Origin of the sequence: Cohnella baijiui (assembly GCF_020731285.1) — a bacterium.
Classification (GTDB): domain Bacteria; phylum Bacillota; class Bacilli; order Paenibacillales; family Paenibacillaceae; genus Cohnella.
The window spans coordinates 119,246-137,811 of record NZ_JAJFOW010000008.1 but is presented as its reverse complement, the minus strand read 5'-3'; the positions used below and the strand labels follow the sequence as shown (position 1 = coordinate 137,811).

The 18,566-nt window shown below is 53.0% G+C and carries 18 protein-coding genes; 10 read left to right on the top strand and 8 right to left on the bottom strand.

Features of this window, described 5'->3' with window-relative positions; all coding sequences use genetic code 11:
- Window positions 1–63: 63 nt before the first annotated feature.
- The 3 genes from LKX83_RS11275 to LKX83_RS11265 all read left to right on the top strand — a co-directional run bounded on the left by LKX83_RS11275 (window position 64) and on the right by LKX83_RS11265 (window position 2,210).
- Window positions 64–354 (top strand): hypothetical protein, encoded by a 291-nt coding sequence (locus tag LKX83_RS11275; RefSeq protein ID WP_227882309.1) that lies wholly within the window; start codon window positions 64–66, stop codon window positions 352–354.
- A gap of 184 nt (window positions 355–538) precedes the next feature.
- The gene (gene tnpA, locus LKX83_RS11270) at window positions 539–1,009 is read left to right on the top strand and encodes an IS200/IS605 family transposase (RefSeq protein ID WP_227882308.1); all 471 of its coding nucleotides are present in this window, start codon (window positions 539–541) and stop codon (window positions 1,007–1,009) included.
- A 214-nt stretch (window positions 1,010–1,223) separates the two neighbouring features.
- On the top strand, window positions 1,224–2,210 hold the full coding sequence (locus tag LKX83_RS11265; protein ID WP_227882307.1) for a CapA family protein: 987 nt from the start codon (window positions 1,224–1,226) through the stop codon (window positions 2,208–2,210).
- Here the strand turns inward: LKX83_RS11265 and LKX83_RS11260 are convergent.
- Window positions 2,114–3,016: a helix-turn-helix domain-containing protein gene (locus LKX83_RS11260; protein WP_227882306.1), complete on the bottom strand. Its 903-nt coding sequence runs from the start codon at window positions 3,014–3,016 to the stop codon at window positions 2,114–2,116. The genes LKX83_RS11265 and LKX83_RS11260 overlap by 97 nt on opposite strands.
- A 97-nt stretch (window positions 3,017–3,113) precedes the next feature.
- On the opposite strand from LKX83_RS11260, the gene LKX83_RS11255 reads away from it, so the two are divergent.
- Entirely contained in the window at window positions 3,114–3,950 is an 837-nt protein-coding gene (locus tag LKX83_RS11255) for a phytanoyl-CoA dioxygenase family protein (protein ID WP_227882305.1), read from the top strand.
- A 151-nt stretch (window positions 3,951–4,101) separates the two neighbouring features.
- Complete coding sequence (locus tag LKX83_RS11250) at window positions 4,102–4,695, top strand: YdeI/OmpD-associated family protein (RefSeq protein WP_227882304.1); 594 nt, start codon at window positions 4,102–4,104, stop codon at window positions 4,693–4,695.
- A gap of 184 nt (window positions 4,696–4,879) precedes the next feature.
- Here LKX83_RS11250 and LKX83_RS11245 read toward each other — a convergent pair whose 3' ends face one another.
- The 3 genes from LKX83_RS11245 to LKX83_RS11235 form a co-directional block, all read right to left on the bottom strand.
- Window positions 4,880–5,269, bottom strand: a complete 390-nt coding sequence (locus LKX83_RS11245) for a YmaF family protein (RefSeq protein WP_227882303.1) — start codon at window positions 5,267–5,269, stop codon at window positions 4,880–4,882.
- 87 nt (window positions 5,270–5,356) lie between these two features.
- Window positions 5,357–7,099 (bottom strand): PQQ-dependent sugar dehydrogenase, encoded by a 1,743-nt coding sequence (locus tag LKX83_RS11240; protein WP_227882302.1) that lies wholly within the window; start codon window positions 7,097–7,099, stop codon window positions 5,357–5,359.
- A gap of 29 nt (window positions 7,100–7,128) precedes the next feature.
- A complete protein-coding gene (locus LKX83_RS11235; RefSeq protein ID WP_227882301.1) occupies window positions 7,129–7,317 on the bottom strand; it encodes a hypothetical protein in 189 nt (62 codons plus the stop codon).
- A 598-nt stretch (window positions 7,318–7,915) separates the two neighbouring features.
- Here LKX83_RS11235 and LKX83_RS34305 point away from each other — a divergent pair.
- On the top strand, window positions 7,916–9,475 hold the full coding sequence (locus LKX83_RS34305; RefSeq protein WP_227882300.1) for a S9 family peptidase: 1,560 nt from the start codon (window positions 7,916–7,918) through the stop codon (window positions 9,473–9,475).
- 874 nt (window positions 9,476–10,349) lie between these two features.
- Here LKX83_RS34305 and LKX83_RS11220 read toward each other — a convergent pair.
- Window positions 10,350–10,520 (bottom strand): winged helix-turn-helix transcriptional regulator, encoded by a 171-nt coding sequence (locus LKX83_RS11220; protein WP_227882298.1) that lies wholly within the window; start codon window positions 10,518–10,520, stop codon window positions 10,350–10,352.
- An 85-nt stretch (window positions 10,521–10,605) separates the two neighbouring features.
- Here LKX83_RS11220 and LKX83_RS11215 point away from each other — a divergent pair, with 85 nt between their 5' ends.
- A complete protein-coding gene (locus tag LKX83_RS11215; RefSeq protein WP_227882297.1) occupies window positions 10,606–11,493 on the top strand; it encodes an NAD-dependent epimerase/dehydratase family protein in 888 nt (295 codons plus the stop codon).
- Window positions 11,494–11,577: 84 nt separating this feature from the next.
- On the opposite strand, the gene LKX83_RS11210 is transcribed toward LKX83_RS11215, so the two are convergent.
- Both LKX83_RS11210 and LKX83_RS11205 read right to left on the bottom strand, forming a co-directional pair.
- The gene (locus LKX83_RS11210; protein ID WP_227882296.1) at window positions 11,578–12,693 is read right to left on the bottom strand and encodes a sensor histidine kinase; all 1,116 of its coding nucleotides are present in this window, start codon (window positions 12,691–12,693) and stop codon (window positions 11,578–11,580) included.
- Window positions 12,690–13,376, bottom strand: a complete 687-nt coding sequence (locus LKX83_RS11205) for a response regulator transcription factor (protein WP_227882295.1) — start codon at window positions 13,374–13,376, stop codon at window positions 12,690–12,692. The genes LKX83_RS11210 and LKX83_RS11205 overlap by 4 nt, the downstream gene beginning before the upstream one ends.
- 205 nt (window positions 13,377–13,581) lie before the next feature.
- On the opposite strand from LKX83_RS11205, the gene LKX83_RS11200 reads away from it, so the two are divergent.
- From LKX83_RS11200 to LKX83_RS11190, 3 genes are all read left to right on the top strand, one after another.
- The gene (locus LKX83_RS11200) at window positions 13,582–14,001 is read left to right on the top strand and encodes a DUF6220 domain-containing protein (RefSeq protein ID WP_227882294.1); all 420 of its coding nucleotides are present in this window, start codon (window positions 13,582–13,584) and stop codon (window positions 13,999–14,001) included.
- 69 nt (window positions 14,002–14,070) lie between these two features.
- On the top strand, window positions 14,071–14,457 hold the full coding sequence (locus tag LKX83_RS11195; protein WP_227882293.1) for a VOC family protein: 387 nt from the start codon (window positions 14,071–14,073) through the stop codon (window positions 14,455–14,457).
- A 34-nt stretch (window positions 14,458–14,491) separates the two neighbouring features.
- Entirely contained in the window at window positions 14,492–16,732 is a 2,241-nt protein-coding gene (locus LKX83_RS11190) for an MMPL family transporter (RefSeq protein ID WP_227882292.1), read from the top strand.
- A gap of 139 nt (window positions 16,733–16,871) precedes the next feature.
- On the opposite strand, the gene LKX83_RS11185 is transcribed toward LKX83_RS11190, so the two are convergent.
- Window positions 16,872–18,323 carry a serine hydrolase domain-containing protein gene (locus tag LKX83_RS11185; RefSeq protein WP_227882291.1) on the bottom strand — a complete coding sequence of 484 codons (1,452 nt, stop codon included), beginning with the start codon at window positions 18,321–18,323 and terminating at the stop codon, window positions 16,872–16,874.
- Window positions 18,324–18,566: the final 243 nt, after the last annotated feature.

The window sequence follows — 18,566 nt, the reverse complement described above, 5'->3', positions numbered from 1 at the left end:
ATAGAGGGTAAGCACGTCAATTCTGTCCCCTCAATGGGGATAATCAAAGGAGGACATTCATTTATGCAAAGAGCGGTGGATGTCAACTTGGATGCGACAGAAATGGTGCTCATGTTGGAGAAGGAAAAGTCGCCCAGAAAGATCGAGTATATGAAGATCGACCGGTTGGAGAAGGTGAAGGAACCGGTAAGAAAACTGCTGCGGACGGTCGAGGTAGAAGGGATCAAGGTCTCCGTCAGAGGGATGGAGGAGCCGATCGTCATCTCCAGCGACAAGCTTGGGGATTTCGAGAATATCGAGAATTACCTCTTTCATACCGTCGCCGAGAAATATGATGTCGTCGTCGAGCAATAACCGGTTCCCGGTTTCGAAGGAGTCACCGCCCAAGCCGTTTCAGGCTTGGGCTTTTTGTATACGAAAACCCCCAGTTCGACTGGGGGTTCCAAAAGCTTATAGCTATGAGTAAAAATCCCTTGAACTCCATGCTAAGATGATAGCCGGTCTGCCAACCGCTACATCAGTCAAGGAGGACAAGGGAATGGACAAGAGCAGTCTAGCACACACCAAATGGAACTGCAAATATCACGTCGTATTTGCACCAAAGTATCGAAGACAAGTGATATACGGAAAGTTAAAGAGAGAAATCGGAAAGATACTTCGGGAGTTGTGTGAGCGAAAAGGTGTTGAAATCATCGAAGCTGAAGCATGTCCCGATCACATCCATATGTTGGTGAGCATTCCGCCAAAATTGAGCGTGTCGGAATTTATGGGCTATCTGAAAGGCAAAAGCTCACTAATGATTTTTGATAAATTCGCCAATATGAAATATCGATATGGGAGCCGACAATTTTGGTGTAGAGGATACTTCGTAGATACAGTGGGGCGAAATAAAAAGGTAATAGAAGAGTATATCCGTAACCAGATGGTCGAGGACAAAAATTATGAACAACTAACGATGAAAGAACTGATCGACCCGTTTACGGGTGAGTCGGCGAAAAAGGGCAGGTAACGAGGCCCCTTTTCAGGGGCTCGCCCGTGGCAACACGCGGTTGGCAGATCTTCAGTGCGCCTTTTAGGCGCTTGCTTGTAACATGCCCTTATAGGGCTGATGGAAGCCACCGGCTAAGCCGGTGGTTATGACTCTTCTGACCGCATCGAGGGGACCCAACTTGCAAACCATCCGCTTTTCGATCGAATAAAGTATCGTGAAAGGAGTGGATGGGTTGACGAAAATCACCATCGCTGCAGTCGGGGATTTGTTGATGAAAAAGAAGATGATCGCTTCGGCCGCACGGGAAGGCGGATTCGCCCCTATTTTCGCCAAAGTGAAACCCTATCTGCGCAAACCCGATTTAACGATAGGCAATTTGGAGACGACCTTTTCCGGCAGCCATTTTCGCGAGAAACCCGGAAAACTGTTGTTCAGCGCCCCGGACAAATTCGCGGCCACGATCCGGAATCTGGGCTTCGATGTATTAAGCACGGCCAACAACCACTGCATGGACGGGAAAAAGTCCGGATTGAAACGGACTTTAAACGTCCTCGATCGACACGGCCTGCGACATACGGGGACGTATCGTACCGCCCGGGAAGCCCGCCGGCAACTGATCGTAAACGTAAAGGGAATCAAAATCGGAATATTGGCTTATACGAAAGGAACGAACGGGATCCCCGTACCGGAGCCGTGGTCAGTCAACCGTCTAAACCGAAAAAAAGTGATAGCGGACGTGCGCAGCATGAAGAGCAAATCGGATTTTATCATCGCTTGCCTGCATTTCGGGAAGGAATTTCGAACCTCTCCCGACCGCAACCAAATCCGGTTCATGCAGCTGTTGTTCCATCATGGCGTAAATGTAGTGCTGGGGGCGCATCCCCACGTGCTGCATCCGATACGAATGTTTAAGGTGAAGGATGTCGACGGCCAGATTCGAAATCGGGTAGCGGCGTCTTCGCTTGGAAATTTCGTATCCACCGAACTCCCCCGGCATACCGCAAGACTGCGAGGCACCATCTTGAGGTTAACGTTGGTGAAAAACGCAAAAGGAATCACGGATGTGGTGGAAATGTCCCGTGTGCCCACCCGCATTTTGCAAAAGATAGGCAAGAAAGGCGTTTACCGGGTCGTAGCGCCCTGCGATTTGCGCCACTGCAGTGGCGTCATGCCGGTGAGACGCTTGAACGCCGTAGCAAAATGCTGGCTGGATGCATAGCCCAATTCGCCCGATATGACGGTGACCGAATCGTCCGTGCCTACGAGCCGCTCGCACGCTTTCTTCACGCGCGAGCGTTCCAGGTACGCCATCGGACTGAACCCGGTGTAGTCCTGAAAGCATCGGAAAAAGTGCGACGGGCTGATCCGGATGCAAGCGGCCATCTCATCGACGGAGGGGCGCCACTCCGGCTCCGCTTCGATACGCTGAATCAGCGCGGACAGCGGCTGACGCAGGTCGTCGGCGATGCCGGCAGCCAGCTGCTTCGGATGTACGATTTGCAGCAGCAGCCCCAGCAGGGCGTTTCTAATCATCGTCGATTGGAGGAGCGTCGCAGACATCAGCGAACGGCGCAATTCCCCGAAGGAGACAACCGGGTCCAGGCCGGTATGAACGACCCGAGGCAGAGCGGCAAAGGCGCGCGAGAACTGCTTGATCTCTTTCGGCGGCAGGCGCAGCCAATGGTCCTTCTCGGGGGGCGTGACGATGAGCCACCAGAAGCGGCTCGGCTCGATCGCATTGTAGCCGGCGCGATGGAGCTCCCCTGGCGCGGTATGGAACACGTCGCCGGCACCGGTCTCATAAAGGCTTCCGCCCAGCTCCCAGCCGACGCGGCCGCGCTCGACCAGTACGAATTCAAAACCGTTATGCTCATGATAAGGCAGCGGCAATGCCGTACGCGGTTCGTCGAATCCGACGACCAGCAGCTCCGACACGCCGTCGATGATGCCATCTCGATTGCAATCGAACGTCCATCTAATTTGCTGCTTCTCCGTCATCCCGCTCACCTTGATGTATGGATTCATACCATTTGTTTCTGATACTACTCTGCACTCGGATGATCGTCAACGGTATCGGCGATCGATTATGATGAAACCAATCTAACCGAGGAGGTCATCAGGAATGAAGGTAGACGCACAACGTCAATACAAAATTACGCAGCAAGACAAGGAGATTTTCGATCGGGACGGCTATTGGATTTCGCCGAAGCTGATCGACGACGATCAAATCGAGCGGCTTCGACAAGCGCACGAACGCGTCTGGTCGGGCGATTATGACGGAGACGGCTTGACGATGTACGAATATCGGCCGAATCCGAACCCGGATGCGTTGCGGAAGCTCGATAACGGGTGGTGGATCAACGACGAGATTCGCAGCGTCGTGACCGATCCCCATATCGGGGAGCTCGCCGCCGATTTGCTCGGGGCGAGCGAAATTCGCCTTTGGCACGATCAGGTCATCTACAAGCCGGGAGTCGGCGACAAAGAAACGAAGTCCGGCAACGTCGGCTGGCACCAGGATTACGGCTATTGGCAGTGCTCCGACAATCCCGATATGGTCACGGTTTGGATCGCGCTGCAGGATACGGATCTTACGAACGGCGGCATGATGACGATCCTGGGCTCTCACAAGTGGGGGCTTATTCCCGACAGCAATACCTTCTTCAATCCAAATATGGAGGAGCTTAAGAGCAAGTATGCGGGGGGACGCGATTGGGTGGAGGAGCCGTGTATCCTGAAAGCGGGCCAAGCCAGCTTCCATCACGGACTTACGTTCCACGGTTCCGGGGCAAACCGGACGAGCGAGCCGCGTCTGTCCGTGGTCGCCCATCTCATGCCGGGCGGCACGAGCTACCGGGCCGGCGTGCAGCGGCATGACAACATCCGGCTGCTCGGCCCGCGCCCATACAACGGCCAGCCGTTCGCTAACGATTACTTTCCTCAGCTATTCAAAAAGTGATTCGGAAAACTTGATCCGATTCGGGTAAAGCCTCGGCATAGCCGAGGCTTTTTTCGATTTGAAAATGGCCGGCAAGTATTTTCTGCTTCTAAAAAGTCGATTATAATGAGATACATTTGAAAGATTGTCAAATCCGAAGAGGTGTACGTTGATGACCATAGAGAATAGAAACCCCAAGATAGACCCGTATTTTAGCAGGTCCAAAAAGTGGAAGGGAGAATTCGAGAAGTTAAGAGAAATCGTTCTGGACTGCGAGTTGAACGAAGAATTCAAGTGGATGCATCCTTGTTACACGTTTCAGAATAAAAACGTCGTTTTAATCCATGGATTTAAAGAGTACTGCGCGCTTCTGTTCCACAAAGGCGCCTTGTTGAAGGATCCTCATGGGATTCTCATCCAACAGACGGAGAATGTGCAGGCGGCACGTCAGATTCGGTTCACCAACGTTCAAGAAATTGAAGAGATGCAGCTTATGATCAAAACCTATATCGATGAAGCCATTGAAGTTGAAAAAGCAGGTTTGCAAGTGAACTTTAAAAAGGATAAGGAATACGTCATTCCGGAGGAATTGCAAGACAAATTCATGGAAATCCCTGACTTGAAATCGGCCTTCGAAGCCTTAACGCCTGGACGGCAAAGAGCATACATTCTATATTTCTCCGCACCCAAGCAATCCAAAACTCGAACGTCCAGGGTTGAAAAGTATTTGCCGCATATCCTCGATGGAAAAGAAATGGACGACTGACAAGTAAAAACGGCTTTGCCGTCTTCCTAGACGGCGACACGTTTTTATCGTCGGTCATACAGAAATGGAAAGACGTGAAAACTTATAGAATCTGTATGACTCGAAAAGGGGCCGCTCCAAAGCGGCCCCTGATGCAGGCATACCGTTCAATCCGGCCTGCCCGTATACCGTTCAATTGGATGATTTAAAACAGTTCATTGCCGGTCCTTCCATGGTATGCATGAGAATGCGGGTGCCTTCCGTTAACCGTCGTATAACCTTCAAAATAATGAATATGACCGCCCCCCGGAAGATCGACCGCTCCGCCGGTGGTCCCGCGGATGAAATGCGTATGTCCGTCGTTAAAAGTCGTTTCCGCCTGATATTCATGCACGTGCGGAACGCCTGTCGGCGCCGGCGCGGTAACGCCTGCATATTCATGGGAATGACCGACATCGAAAGAAGTAATTCCGGCAAACGCGTGCGCATGCGCATGAACGGCTCTGCCATCCCAAGAAGTAATGTACAACATATGAGAGTGATTGCCGTCCTGATCATCGGATTCATAGAGAAGACCTGTGATTGGGATATCCATAAGCATCTCCTTTTGACGGGGTGAAGTGACGTCCTTTTCCACAGTGTATGGTTAAGAGATGCTTGTGTGCTTGACCCTAAGCCCACTTTACGTGCGCACGATTTTCCACAGGCTGCCCGTGTGGGGTTGAGGCTTCTTTCCTGTGCGGGGGCTGCCCATCATCCCTAAATCAACCACATAGAGCGTTTTCCCGTCCGAGCTGAATTTCACGTCTATGGGACGAAACGGTCCTTCGGCAGCGGACGCTCCATTAGGGTTCACCAGGAAGTTGGAGATTTGCCCCGAATCCGGCTTTACCCTGACGACTTTGAAACCGGGCAGTTCTTCCGTTTTCTCGAATCCGGTTTCTCCGAATTGAGCGACGAATATTTCTCCGGCATGACCGAAGTCGGCATTCGTACAGAAATCGAATTTCATCGAAGCGCTGTGCGGCTGAAATCGTACCATCGGTTGACAGGCGAGCGGGGGATGATCCCGAAGCAAAAAGGTCGGTTTTGCTTGCTCCGATACATGAAAGTGGGGAAGGGTAGCGGGCAGGCCGCTAAAAAAATCCGGAAATCCATACCAACCGCCTGGCGTCACCTCCCACATTTTATCCCAATCCAACCGAATTTGACGGCTTCCTCGCGGGTCTGCTCCGTGATCGATGACAACCAGCTTTCCGTTGAACGGCGAAAACTTTAATCCGAACGTATTCCGGAACCCATCGGCGACGATTTGCAGCTGAGATCCATCCGGATTGCAGCAATAGACGACACCGTTGGCCGACAGTTGGCCGCGAACGATCTCGCCATCATGACTTGCTTTTCCATAGGGCTTGTATGCGCCGGTAACCGCCACATCCGATTGCTCGGCCGAAGGATTTCGCGTAATAAAGTTCGTGCCTTTCAGTACCATGTCGCGGGACGGCATATCGTGAAATGCCGGATGGTATTTCAAAATGAGCGTATTATCATGACCGACGACGGCAGAATTGGTCGCCGTCCCAACCGAGAAATAAAGTTTACCGTCCAGACCGAACAGGATATCACCGGTATAGTGATCTCCGCATGTTCGAAGACCGCTTACGATCGTTTCTCTAATGCCGTCTCTCGAAATGCGAATGATTTGACCGCAACCCTGTCCATGCTCTTCCCCAAGTGCACCTGCAGCGATATACAGATCACCCTTATGCCAAGCCATACCCGTTACGGGGCCGCCGAAACCGCCGGCATATTCGGTTAACGAACCGTCGTTCTCGAGACGCAATACGCGGCCTTTTCCCGGTTCGGTACCGTAAGCGAAGCCCGCTTCCGCGATGTAGATCGTGCCATTCGAATCGAATGCCATCACGGTGGGAAAGGATAATCCCGCGGCGACCCGTTCTAAGCGATACCCTTTTTCCAATGCGTAGCTATGTTTTTCTTTTTGATCTTCCTCCGACTTTTCGGAGAAGATTTGCTTCAACTCTACAAGCGTATTAACTTGATCGATTTGAAGATCGATCAGTTTTTCGATCCCAAGGCGCTGAGCCGATACGGGCATAAAATACGCTTTGTAGCTCAGATACTCTTGCAGCAATTGATATTCCCGGTCATACAGCTCTTTGACACAATCAAGCCTATTTCTCAATTCCACTTTGAACGTTGCCGAAGGGATGCTGATCTCTTGAGCAGCGGCAAGCTTTTGCAGGATAGTCAGTTGCGCTTGTTGATCGTTCAACAGACCGGCTATTACGTCATGTAGTTTGGGAAACGGATTGATCCGCTGAAGGTGTTGGTACAGATAACCATTCACCCACTCCCAACGATATTGCTTTTGAACCATGCCGTTCGGGATATACTCCTTCATGTCTGCCGCCTCCCCGTTCCTGAACGCTTTTAGGTCATCGCTTTGCTTATCGGTTCCGGGGCAACGCCGATATGGAATAAGCCGAACGCCGTATCTTCGTGTACGGTCATCCCGACAATTTGATTTTCTGCATTTTGGAATGCCATATCTCGAAGCGACCAATCCCGACTCGAAGAGAAACGTAAGCAAACGTCTTTCAGGGAAATGACGAGATCCATCGTCCCTCCTGCGAGCCCTACAATATTTGCAAAATATATTCGTGCATCGCGTTCACTAGAACGCGGAAGGCGGCATGAAATGATTCGGCGCGCGATATGCTGAATAAAATCGAAAAAAACGACGAGGATGAGAGCGCTTATGAGAGATGGAAGGCCGTTGAAGTCGGAAGATCTCTTCGCCTTGAAGGCAGTAAGCGATCCGCAAATTTCGCCTGACGGGTCGAGCGTTGTCTATGTAGAGACGACCATGGACCAGACGACGAACCAATACAATAGCCGCATTTGGCTTGTTTCCACCACTGGACAAGAGAAACCGCGCCCCCTAACTTCGGATTCGGAGTTAAACTTTGCGCCGCGATGGTCGCCCGACGGACAATGGTTGGCTTTCATTTCCACCAGATCGGGATCGCGCCAATTGTGGCTCATGCCGGGAACCGGAGGAGAGCCGCAGCAGCTGTCCCGCGTTCATCACTTTTCCGGCGGTCCGGTATGGAGTCCCGATGGAAGGGCGATCGCCTGTATCGTTCGGCTGCGTTCGGACGACAACGAATGGGAAGCGGAACAAGAACCAAGCCCCCAAGAACGATTTTCCAAAGATGTGCTCGTCATCGACCAACTCAGATACAAGCTTGATAGCGTAGGATTTCTCGTGAATCAAAATTGGCATTTGTTCTCGATTCAGGTCGCCGGTCCGGAGAGAGGCGCGTTCCGCCAATTGACCTTCGGCAATTACAACTTCTCTTCGCCGGCCTGGTCGCCAAACGGCCAGTACATCGCGGTATCCGGCAACCGGATTGGGGAGAGGACGGACTTGGAGCTGATCAACGATATTTGGATCGTACCTTCTGCCGGAGGGGAGCCGCACCGAATAACCCGAAGTGCGGGGCCAGCCACGCTTCCGTCTTGGTCGCCGGACGGGCGCTTTGTCGCTTATACGGGTCACAATCGAAGATCGGGCTATTATACCAATCAAGGCATTTGGATCGTTCCGACTGCTGGGGGGGAGCCTTGGGAACTGACGGCCGGATTCAAATATCCGGTAGGCGATTTTGCGATCAAAGATTTCCTCGGGTTTGAGCAACCGGACGTAACGCCGCATTGGTCCCTGGACGGGAGATCGATTTATATGAACGTCAGCGCGATGGGGGCTGTTCATCTGTGGCGCTTTTCCGTTCCGGACGGGCGTGCGAGCCAATTAACGTTCGGTTCGCTGGTGATCTACAACTTGAATATCCATCCCGGATCGCGATGGATAGCGATGGCTGTGACTAGTCCAACGCTGCCTAACGATATCTGGGCGGGAGAGATCGCCGGGGAGGCCGTTCACGAACGTCGGCTTACAAACGTGAATCGCGAATGGTTGGGACAAGTTGCGCTCTCGCAGCCGAATCGATTTACCTTTCGTTCGCGCGGCGGTCCGGAAGAGGAAGGATGGATTCTCCCTCCAACCTTTTCAAAGACAGATAAACCTCCGGCTATCTTGGAAATTCACGGGGGCCCGACTGTGATGTACGGCTATGTATTCTTCTTTGAATTTCAATTGCTCGCGGCGAACGGGTTCGCTGTCCTTTATTCGAATCCGCGGGGCAGCAGGGGTTACGGCGAGGCGTTTGCCAGTGCGATTCGCGGGGATTGGGGGAATCATGACTATGCCGATCTCATGGCGGCAGTAGACGCTGCCTTGTCGCAGGGCACGTTGGATCCGGGACGACTAGGCGTGGCAGGCGGAAGCTATGGCGGCTACATGACCAATTGGATCGTTTCCCAAACCAATCGATTCAAGGCAGCGGTCTCGATGCGGGGAATCAGCAATCTGTACAGTTTCTTCGGCACCTCTGACAGCGGATTCCTGCATGCGGAGGAATACGGGGGTGCGCCCTGGGAACTTCCGATGAGTTATCTTGGGCGGTCTCCGATCAGTTTCGTCGACCGGGTACAAACCCCGATGCTGCTCATTCATAGCGACCGCGATTTCCGGGTTCCCATCGAACAAGGGGAACAATTCTATACCGCTTTGAAGTTTTTGCGTCGCAAGGTCCGCATGGTTCGTTTCCTTTCGGAAACGCATGAACTTTCGCGCGAAGGGAAACCTTGGCATCGGGTGATCCGGTTCGATCATATTTTGCACTGGTTCAGAGCGCATTTGAGTCCCAAGTAACATATGGGCGAATGTCCCTTGGGGGCTGCAGAGCTTTTGGCCACCGGTCAAGGTCGATTCTCCCATTTTCCGTTGGCAGTCGGCTGCATGCTTTCCATCATTCGGTTATGGCAAGGCTTTCCTGAAGCCATTGCCAATCGAAGCGTGCCGCAGGTCCTCGTTACGCAGCCGTCATTGACCAAGCGGAAACCACCTTAAGACAAATGGTGCCATCCACCCAACAAGCATTGTGCATTTGTCAATCGGCGGTAGATCCCATGATTTGGGATGCGACTGTCCGAGCTTCTCGATTGGCGTACGAGGTTCGGGGAAAAGTCGCACAATCGATGGGATAATATCGCCGCCTCATGGCGAATGCCGACTTCGCACATGTCCCTATTTTTGCCGGATTAGGACGATTGTACAGGAGCATTGGCGGTTAGACGCATACATTGTGACGTAACTCAATACCACATGAGGAGTGAGAAAACGATGGGATACGGTGTAGGAGGTAGCTGTGCAGGCTACGGCGGCGGCAGCTCCGCAGCATTTGTCCTGGTACTGTTCATTCTGCTGGTTATCATCCTGGCTAGCACTGCCTTCATCTAATCAGATGACATGGCTTTGAGGTATTGCACTTCTCAGAGGCTTTATCCTTGGGTACCCCAAGAGATAAAGCCTTATTTTTGGTCTTAGAGACGTAGACGACTCACCGAAACGCGGGGTGCATTAGAGAGGACGAGGCTGTCGGAATGGGGCGGCAGTCCATTATTTCAACTACATATGTTCTTCTACATTTCCTGTGAGAGAAAGGAGGAAGGATATGAATCAAAATTGGCGACGGTCGGCGGCTGTGTGGTCCCGAAAATCATGGTTCCTCGGCCGCCCTTAGGCGTCAGCTCGTATTCAATGGTAGGGGGACGGTTGCGAGAACTTCCCGACGCACGACTTCATGATCCTCTAAATGCCGCAGCGTTTCCGTAAGCGATTTGGAGCTAATGCCGTTAATGGAGCTTTTTAGCTCGACGAATCGTTTCTTTCCATGAAAGAAAAGGTAACAAACCATCGATAAAGTGCCTACTCCCGGTCTCTCTCCAAATCCATTATGATAGCAGCAGATCCTGGTTTTACAGAAAAGGAGGCATGGAAGAATGAACGTTCTAGTAACGGGAGCATTCGGAAATGGCGGTCAAGCGGTGAGCCGCGCGCTGCTGCAAGCGGGCCATAACGTTCGTATGGCGGATGTCGTGCGGACGGAGACGGCGGAGTTCGTCGAAGCCGAGTTCGTCCGGTGCGATACGCGTACGGTCTCGGACGTGCGTCGAGCCGTTCAAGGGATGGATGGCGTTATTCATCTTGCGGCCTGGCATTGCGCCCATCAACCGCCGGTTAGCGACGACACGATCTTCGCCGTCAACGTAGACGGCACCTACAACGTGCTCGAAGCTTGCCGACAGGAAGGGATCCGGTCGATCGTTTACGCCTCGTCCATGGCTTGCGGATGGGGTTCCGTGTATGGCGTCAGCAAGGTGATCGGCGAAGAGCTATGCAGAGCCTACCAGGAGATGACAGGGGCGTCTATCGCGATGCTTCGCTATCATGAATTCATCCCGCGACCTTATCTCGAGTTCGGCGCCCGTCTGCTGCGTAACGGCGTCGACCGCAGGGACGTCGCTTCCGCGACCGTTAAGGCGCTTGTTGCAGCGGACAGGCAAGCGTTTAAGCTCTTCCGGACGATCGTGCATACCGATCATGGGATGCCGGAGCCTGTAGTCGGCGACTTTGCCCGCCTGGGACCCGAATGGTGCGAGAGACAAGTGCCCGGGGCCATGGCCTTGCTCGATAAATACGAGATCGCGCTGCCCGAACGAGTGGAGCAGCATGACCTGTCGGAAGCCAAAGACGTGATCGGTTGGCAGCCTCGAGTCGGCTTTGCGGATTTCTTAAGGGATTTGAAAAGAAGGGAGGAGCTCGGACTGGACGTCCGCGGCCTGATCGTTCCCTCCGAGCTTCCGCAGGATAGTCATCTTAACGTATAAAACCATGGGACCCGTATGCTTTACAACTTCTTATAGACAGTCCGGGGCTCGATTCCATCTATCGTTGACTTGACGAATTCCTCTCTAAGACTCCGGAAATAGAGGCAAATAAACGGTAAAGGTCGTGCCCGCATTCGGCCTGCTTTGAACACGAATGAATCCTCCGTGAGCTTTGACGAAGTGATGGGCAATGGAAAGGCCCAATCCCGTCCCCCCCGAATGCCGGGATCGGGCTTCTTCCACCCGATAGAAACGATCGAAGAGATGAGCAAGATCTTCCTCAGGTATGCCAATCCCGGTGTCTTTAACGGATACGCATGCATAAGACTTGCCCTGATCGACGACATGGTCTTCTATGATCAAGGAGATCGTTCCTCCACTCGGCGTGTAACGAATGGCGTTGGTCAGCAAATTAAAGAAAACCTGCGTGATTCGTCTCGCATCGGCCCGCACCAAGACCGGCATGGAGGCCGAAACCAGGCAAACCTCGAGCCCATTTTCCTCCGCCTCGAATTTCACATCCTCAACAATGTGTTCTACGTGCATATTCAGATCCAGCGGTTTCAGATCCAACGAAAGCCGCCCAGCCTCGGCGAGCGACAAGACATGAAGATCCTCGACCAGCAGGTTCAAACGGATGACTTCGTCATGCAGTCGGAGCAGCGTTTCCGGAGAAGCCTGTTGACCGGCGTGTTGCGAATTTTCCAATTTCAGTTGCATGATGGCCAGAGGCGTACGGAGCTCGTGAGCGACATCGGCAACCAAGCGTTTGCGGGCGTCTTCGGCCTCCCGCAGTCGAAGCGTCATTTCATTGAAGGTTTGGCTCACCTTGCCGTATTCATCATTGGTGTTCACCGGAACTTTCACATCTCGATCGCCTTGCGCCACGCGTTCGATGGCGGCAACGAGTTTTCGAAGCGGGAGCGTCAGCATCCCCGAAATCCACAAACTGAAGAGAAGACCGAGAATGAGGAAAAAGACGCCGTTACCAATCCCAATCGGCTTCATTCTTCCCGTTACGTACGTCTTCAAAATCTCGATTTGCTCCCCGGGCGAGGCGTTCAAATAGGAAGCGTCGATTTCCTTGTTGCGAAATTCATTGAATAGAGAGTCCATGTACATCTGATTCGTGATGGCGTGAGAAAAACCAATGATCAGAAGCAGCCCCATAAAGATGAAAATTTTCAGGCGGACGGTCATGACTGTTCACCGAAGCGATACCCAAAGCCATAAACCGTTTGGATATAACGGGGGTTCACTGCATCGTCTTCCAGTTTTCGGCGGAGATTTCGAATATGGGAATCCATCGTCCGATCGTAGCCCGCGTATTCGTCTTCAAGAGCCGCCTTTAACAACTGCAATCGGCTGAAGACAATTCCCGGTCGAGATGCCAGCGTGAACAGGATTTTGAATTCAGTCGGCGTCAATTGGATTTCTCGGCCGTCCTTGAACACCTGGCATTTAGCTTCAAAGATGGAGAGGTTATCCCGCTCCAACACCTTCGGTTGATCATCCGGTCCCCGAAAGCGGCGAAGAACGGCTCTAATCCGAGAAGCGAGCTCGCGTAAACTGAACGGCTTCGTCAAATAATCGTCGGCACCGATCTCTAAGCCTACGATTTTATCCGATTCGTCCGATCTGGCCGTAACCATAATAATTCCGCATTGCGAGGTTTGCCTTAATTCACGGCATACTTCAATGCCGCTTTTCTCGGGGAGCATCCAATCGAGCACGACGAGATCTGGCTGTTCCGAGCGGGCAATCGCGAGCGCTTCCATGCCGGTTCGGGCGGACAATACCCGGAACCCTTCGCGTTGCAGAAATGACTGCATTTCCTCCAGCATGCCGGGTTCATCCTCCACAAGCAACAATTTCGTCTCCATCTCCTCGCTCGCTCCTTTCCGCATTTTTAATTAACCCCATTATAGCTCGATTTATATAGGTCGACGAGGAAATCGATGCAAAGAGAGGAAGATCTGCATAAGTTCTCGACATTTATTTTGTACACTGACGGGGAAAGAGAGAAGGCGGAAGAACAACGAGCTCGGGAGGAAACGATTGATGAAAAGCACTGAGGAGGATTCAAAGATGAGTAACACGGTTCTGAAAGCACGTTTCGTCTTTAAGTTGCTGGCTTGGCTTTTTGCGGTTTGCATTGTGCTGCAAGTGTTTTTCGCGGGTCTTGCCTTGTTTTGGGATTCGGCCCAATGGGCGAGCCACACGGGATTTGCCAAATTTCTGATGATTCCCCCGGTCCTGATGCTGATTACTTCCTTCTTTGCCAAGCTGCCACTGTCCCGACGTCTGTCTAGCGCAGGTTTGATCGTCTTGATTATTCTGATGTTTGTCAGCGCTAAAATGGCGTCTTCCATCGGTTATTTGTCGGCTCTTCATCCGGTAATCGCGCTGATGTTGTTTATGGGAGCCGTGTCAAACGCTCGGAAAACCAATGCCACCATCGAAGCCAAGCAGCAAGAATCAACGGAGCAAGTTGTGATGAAATCTTGATCACCATGCGCAACAGGGTTGGTGAGGCAGTCCTAATCTATTAGTTAACTGCACAAAGGAGGAGAAACCATGTCCCCGATCAGGGTACGATACATTGTCGACGATGTAGATGCGGCAATCGCATTCTACACCAAGCATCTGGACTTCATTGTCAAAGCACATCCTGCACCCGGCTTTGCCGTTTTGCAGCGAGGTGACTTGCATCTTCTTGTGAATGCCCAAAATGGGCCGGGCGGAGCCGCCCAAGCGATGCCGGACGGACGAAAACCGGAGCCCGGCGGCTGGAATCGAATTCAAATCGAAGTCGATGACCTAGGCGCCGTTGTCGAGACCATGCGTATTGAAGGACTACGATTCCGCAACGAAATCGTAACAGGTTTTGGCGGCAAGCAGATCTTGCTGGATGACCCGGCAGGCAACCCTATCGAACTCTTCGAGCCTCCGAAAAATGGATAGGCGTAAGAGATTCGATTCAAAAGGAGGATCGGGAATGAAAGCTCGATGGGGCATTGAAAAATGGGTGGCGGGCCGAACAACCAGATGGGTTACGCTGCTGATTTGGTTAGTCGCCTCATGGCTGTTAAACGTGCTGGCGCCGTCCATTGGCAATGAAGTCGTCAATAATGCGCAGCCCTTGGCCGACACCAAACCATCCGTGCAAGCTCGCGAATTGGTTACGAGAGAATATCCGAATGCGGAAGATGCCTCCGCGCTGTTCGTATGGCACCGCCAGGGAGGACTTACCGACACCGATCTGCAGCGCATCCAACAATTTACCGAACGATTATCGACGCATCCGGTACCGTATCAGACATCCGTACCGCCATTGCATCAAATGCCGCTACAGGATTTGAAAACGAGACTGTCGGAGAACGGGAGCACCATCGTCTCGCCGGTATTCTTCAGCAAAAGCGCGCAATCGAATGAGTGGAAGGAAGGCGTAGATCAAGCGAAAGATGAAGCTGCAGCGCTATTCGGTTCAGATCCGTTCGCCGTCGCCATCGATTCCCCGACGGACTTGAACGCAAGAGTTACAGGTCCGGTCGGCATACAGATCGACGCAACCGGCGTATTCGGACAGGCCGACAAAACATTGCTCTTTGGCACCGTACTACTTGTGCTCGTGCTGCTGCTGCTCATTTACCGCTCGCCGATTCTGGCTATGCTCCCGCTGGTTGCCGTAGGCATCGCATACTTCGTAATCAGTCCGATTTTGGGCTGGATGGTGCACAGCGGCATGATAACGGTGGAAAAGCAAGGAACCAATATCATGACGGTATTATTGTTCGGCGCCGGCACGGATTATTGCTTGTTCCTCATTTACCGGTTCCGTCAATTGCTCAAGACCGAACCGGACAAGGGCAAGGCCCTTCGCGGCGCCATTACCGGATCCTCAGGTGCGATCGCGATGAGCGGTCTAACCGTTATTCTCTCACTCCTTACGATGCTCGCAGCGGAGTACGGTTCGTTTCGATTGCTCGCCGCGCCGTTTGGGATTTCCATCTTCATAATAGGACTGGCCAGTTTGACGCTTGTACCTGCCTTGCTCGCCATTATGGGGCGCGCTTCCTTCTGGCCGTTCATTCCGAGGACGCCGGACATGCTGGCCGAACGAGCCATGCGCAAGGGACGTGCGGCCCCGGCTTCCAACAAGCGCTCGCGCAATGTGATCGGTTCTCTTGTTGTAAGCCGACCTTTGCTCATTATCATCCTGACCTGCATCGTGCTTGGCGGATTTGCCGTATTCTCAACTCAGGTGAAGTTCACGTTCGATAAGCTGGCCATGTTCCCGAAGACGATGCCATCCATAGAAGGATTCTCCGTCCTCGGCGAGCAGTTCACGCCCGGCGATCTCGCTCCCGTTAAAGTGATCGTAGATACCGACGGGAAGGATCGGGACGTTGCACAGACTTTGGCCGCGCTTCCATACGTGTCGCAAGTATCCGAGCCGCAGGCAGGGAAGATGAACCCTGCAATGATGGCGTATGACGTACGCCTAAACCTGAATCCTTATTCCATGGAAGCGATGAATTTGATTCCGGAACTCCGCCAATCGATCGAAGGCGCGCTGATTCAGTCAGGCGACACGAACGCTGCGAACCATGTATGGATTTCCGGAGAGACAGCGGAGCAATATGACACGAAAGAAACAAACGTACGGGATATGAGCATCATATTGCCGCTGATCATTATCATGATCGCAACGCTCCTGATCGTGTATCTACGTTCTTTGGTCGCCGCGGCTTATCTTATTTTAACCGTGTTGCTCTCTTATTTGTCGGCTTTGGGATTAGGGTGGCTCGTCTTGCACAACTTCATGGGCATGGATGTGATTCAAGGGACGGTACCGCTATATTCGTTTGTATTTTTGATCGCGCTGGGCGAGGATTACAACATTTTCGTGATCTCTGCCATATGGCAGAAGAGCAAGCGCATGCCGCTCAAACAAGCGGTCTTGGAAGGCGTGGGGGAGACGGGATCCGTCATTACCTCGGCAGGCCTCATTCTTGCGGGTACGTTCGCTGTTCTGATCACGATGCCGGTTCAGTTGATGATGCAAATGGGAGTCATCGTCTCGCTCGGAATTCTGCTCGATACGTTCGTTGTGCGTCCATTCCTCGTGCCGGCCCTTACGCTGGTCTTGGGCAAGTGGGCTTTCTGGCCCGGGCGGCGCAACACCGATATAGACACTGATCTTACATTTATCGAAAAACCTAGCGAGGTTGTTTGAATCCCATGCGACAAAGACGAGGCTGCCGATCACGATCGGCAGCCTCGTTGTTCTATCGGAAAGTCTGGGACCTGTTCCGCTCCCGTTCAGGGAGTTTGCCAATCACGATGGATGGAGATTGAGCAGCCTCGCCGTCCGCTCAGGCAAGCGCTGCCGCTTGACCGCGGATCGTCAACACCTGACCGGGCTCCCACGCGACATTGGCCGAGAACTGCAGCTCGAGCGCTTCCCCGTCCAACCGGCACACAAAATCATAGGTGAAAGGCGTTTCCACAAGCATCAGCCGAATGAGGAGCTTATCACGGTCCTTCCACGTAAAGCAGCCTTCCAATCGCTGCGAAACGCCTCCCTTGACGCTATCGATGCGAATCCGATCGGATTTCCACGCGCCGCGACCCAATTGAACGACCTGATCTCCGAGGCGGTCGTTGCCGAGCACAAGCTCGGCGCTCTGGTCCGCGAAGCGTACCGCAAACGACGAGAGATCTATTTCATTGGAATCCATACGGAAGGTCTTGCCTTGCATCTTCGCCTCATTCGGAGAGGAGGGATCATCCTGCGGCGGATCGATCCGAAGGTCATCCAGGCGCTCGGCAAGCTCCATCCGGGCTGCCTCGTCCTGTTCCAACTTACCGATTGAAAAGGCCGGCAGCAGCTTGCTCCATACGATATCCAACACGGCCTGCATGTCGGCTACGCCGGAAGTGATGGCCAACACCGCCTCCTGCTCCGGCATGACGATGCAATACTGGCCGAATGCCCCGTCGCCTCGGTACGCGCCGTGACGGCAGCGCCAGAACTGATAGCCGTAGCCCTGCGTCCAATCGTTCGCCCTGCCGTCGTCGTTGTCGATCTGAAAGCTCGTCGCCTCTTCGACCCAAGCGGCCGGAAGAATCTGCTCGCCTTCCCATTGCCCGCGCTGCAAATACAGTTGGCCAAACTTGGCGATATCCTCGGTCGTCAAATTCAGACCCCAGCCGCCGGTCGCGATCCCGCGCGGACACGTTTCCCACGTGGCTTCCGACAGACCGAGCGGAGCGAACAGACGCGGCTTTAAATAGGCAAGCAGAGACTCGCCGGTAACCCGCTGAAGAATGGCGGCAAGCATATACGTCGCAGCGCTGTTATAGGCGAAGTGCGTGCCCGGGGCATGCTCGACCGACTCGCTTAGAAACCCCTTGACCCAGTTGTCTTCTTTTTGCACGCTGTCGGTCACGTCGGCGGCATGCCCGGTTCCCATCATGAGAAGATGCCGGATCTGCATCGCGGCCAGGTTGTCGGATATCGTCTCGGGGACATCCTCCGGAAAGAAGCCAATGACCGGATCGTTCACGGACAGCAGCCCTTCCGCCACCGCGAAGCCGATCGCGGTCGACGTGAAGCTTTTGCTTAACGAAAACAGCATATGCGGGTATTCCGGGCGATACGGTGCCCACCAGCCTTCGGCTGCAACCTGACCAAACCGAAGCAGCATAAAGCTGTGCAATTCCAATTGTCGCTCCCGGACGGCGTCCAGGAATTCGATGACAGCTTTGGACGAAATCCCTTGCGCCTCCGGCGTCGTTCTTGGCAGACGAACCAGTTTTTCCATTGCCCGATTCCTCCAGAATGAGATGAAGTATGAATGGCATTTCGTGAATCCGCTTTCAAAGCGAGCGATTCCATGATGGAAACTTCCTGTCGGAATGGATCTCTCGCATGCGGGCTCTAGCATGAATATTACAGGAATTGGATTTTTGGTGCAAATCTATTCGAACCCAGTCCGTTCATGAGAAACGTGAACATCCTCTCATTTAAGCTTCCTTTAAGGTTCGTTTAAGCTAACGTTCAGCCT